At 73.2% G+C, this 1,940-nt stretch carries 2 protein-coding genes; both read left to right on the forward strand.

The features are described from left to right. Positions 1–728: ATP-binding cassette domain-containing protein (locus CCN33_RS24615; protein ID WP_107483984.1), on the forward strand; the 728-nt coding region annotated here is incomplete at its 5' end. Further along, positions 725–1,699: a hypothetical protein gene (locus CCN33_RS24620; protein ID WP_086695675.1), complete on the forward strand. Its 975-nt coding sequence runs from the start codon at positions 725–727 to the stop codon at positions 1,697–1,699. The genes CCN33_RS24615 and CCN33_RS24620, both read left to right, overlap by 4 nt. The last annotated feature ends 241 nt before the right edge of the window (positions 1,700–1,940 follow it).

Here is a 1,940-nt window from a genome sequence, read left to right on the forward strand (position 1 = left end):
CGGCCGGCCTCCTGGCGCCCAGCGAGGGCGGGTTGCGGGTCCTGGGCACCTCCCCGGCCGAGGCCCGGCCCCGGGTGGGCTACGTCGCGCAGGCCAAACCATTGTATCCGCAGCTCACGGTCGCGGAGACACTGCGCATGGGCGCCGACCTCAACCCCGGCCGCTGGGACGCGGCCGGTGCGGACCGGATCGTCGCCGGGGGCGACCTCGACCCCGGTGCCCGGATACGGTCCCTCTCCGGCGGTCAGCGCACCCGCGTCGCGCTCGCCCTCGCGCTGGGCAAGCGGCCCGAACTGCTGCTGCTGGACGAACCGATGGCCGACCTCGACCCCCTCGCCCGGCACGACCTCATGGGCGTGCTGATGGGCACGGCCGCCGAGCACGGCACCACCATCGCGATGTCCTCCCACGTCGTCGCCGAGGTGGAGGAGTCCTGCGACCACCTGCTGCTCGTCGGCTCCGGCCGGGTGCGGCTGGCCGGGGACATCGACGACCTGCTCGCCGCCCACCTCCGGGTCGCGGGTTCCGCCGGGACCGACGGTCTGACCGGGCACACGGTGGTCGAGTCCCGTACCACCGGTCGCCAGCTCTCCGCGCTGATCCGGCCGGCCGGGCCGCTGTCGGGCGACTGGCGCACCGAGGCGCCCACCTTGGAGGACCTGGTCCTCGCCCACCTGCGGAGCCCGGGCGCGCCCGCGCTCACCTTGACCGAGGAGTACGCCGCGTGAGCACCCTTTCCGTCACAGCAGCCCCCGCCCACCCGCGTCAGGCCCGCTGGACGTTTCTTCTGCACCGGTGGGCGCTGGCTGTCTGGGTCACCCTGGTGGTGGCGATCAGCGGGCTGCTGCTGTGGGCGGCGGGCCCCCTCGCGGACGATTCGGACCGCGCCTGGCACCAGCTGGAAGCCTGCCGTCGGCTCAGCAGGTGCGTCGTCGACACGGGCTCTTACGCCGCCACCTACGAGTTCCTGACCTACGCCCTGATCCTCCTGCCCTTCGTCGTGGCCGCGTGGGCGGGCGCCACGCTGACCGCGCGGGAGCTGGAGTCGGGCACGGCGCTGATGGCCTGGACCCAGGGCGTCAGTCCGGTGCGCTGGCTGGCGGTCCGGCTGACGCTGCCCGCGGTGGTGCTCACGGTGGGCGCGAGCCTGCTGGTGGCCCTGCACCGGTTCGCCTGGGAGGCGCCCGAGGAGCGCACGGGTGACCGCCCCACGTGGTGGCTCCCCTTCACCTTCCATGCGAACGGCCCCACGATCGTCGCCGCCTGCCTGACCGCCCTCGCCGTGGGCACGCTGACCGGCCTGCTGGTCCGCCGCACCCTGCCCGCCCTCGGCGTCAGTGTGGCCGCCTCGGTGCTGCTGCTCGGCGGCGCCCACTGGCTCATGCCCCACTTCCGGACGCCGGTGACCGAGGTGGGACCGTTCCGGGAGGGCTACCCCGGCCTCTACACCGGCGTCGAGCTCTCCCACGGCCTGGTCACCCGCACCGGAGCGCACATCCCCACCCCGGAGTGCCGGGCGACCAGCATGGACGACTGCCTGCGGATCTACGAGCAGCACGGTGGCACCGGTTTCTACACCACCTTCCACCCCGCCTCCCACTACTGGCCGCTCCAGCTCACCACCACCGCCCTGCTGCTGGTCGTGACCGCGCTGCTCACCGCCGCCTCCTTCGTGGTGCTGCGCCGCCGTACCGGCTGACCGACGGGGGCGGTCCCTGCGGGCCGCCCCCCGATTTCCCGGACGTCATGTGCCCGTAACCCTTGATTCAGAACGGCTTGCGACCCTCGGGCGATGGAACCCGTGGCCCCCCACTTTCAGCCGCGGCCCGAGGGGGCCGAGGGTGGCGCGTCCGTTCCCGCGGATCACTTGAAAACAGACGCTGCCGTAACGCCCCTGGCGCGGAAGAATGGGTTCATGAGTCAGCGAGAAGCCCAGGTAC

The organism is Streptomyces recifensis (genome assembly GCF_002154615.1).
In the GTDB taxonomy this organism is placed as follows: Bacteria; Actinomycetota; Actinomycetes; order Streptomycetales; family Streptomycetaceae; genus Streptomyces; species Streptomyces griseoluteus.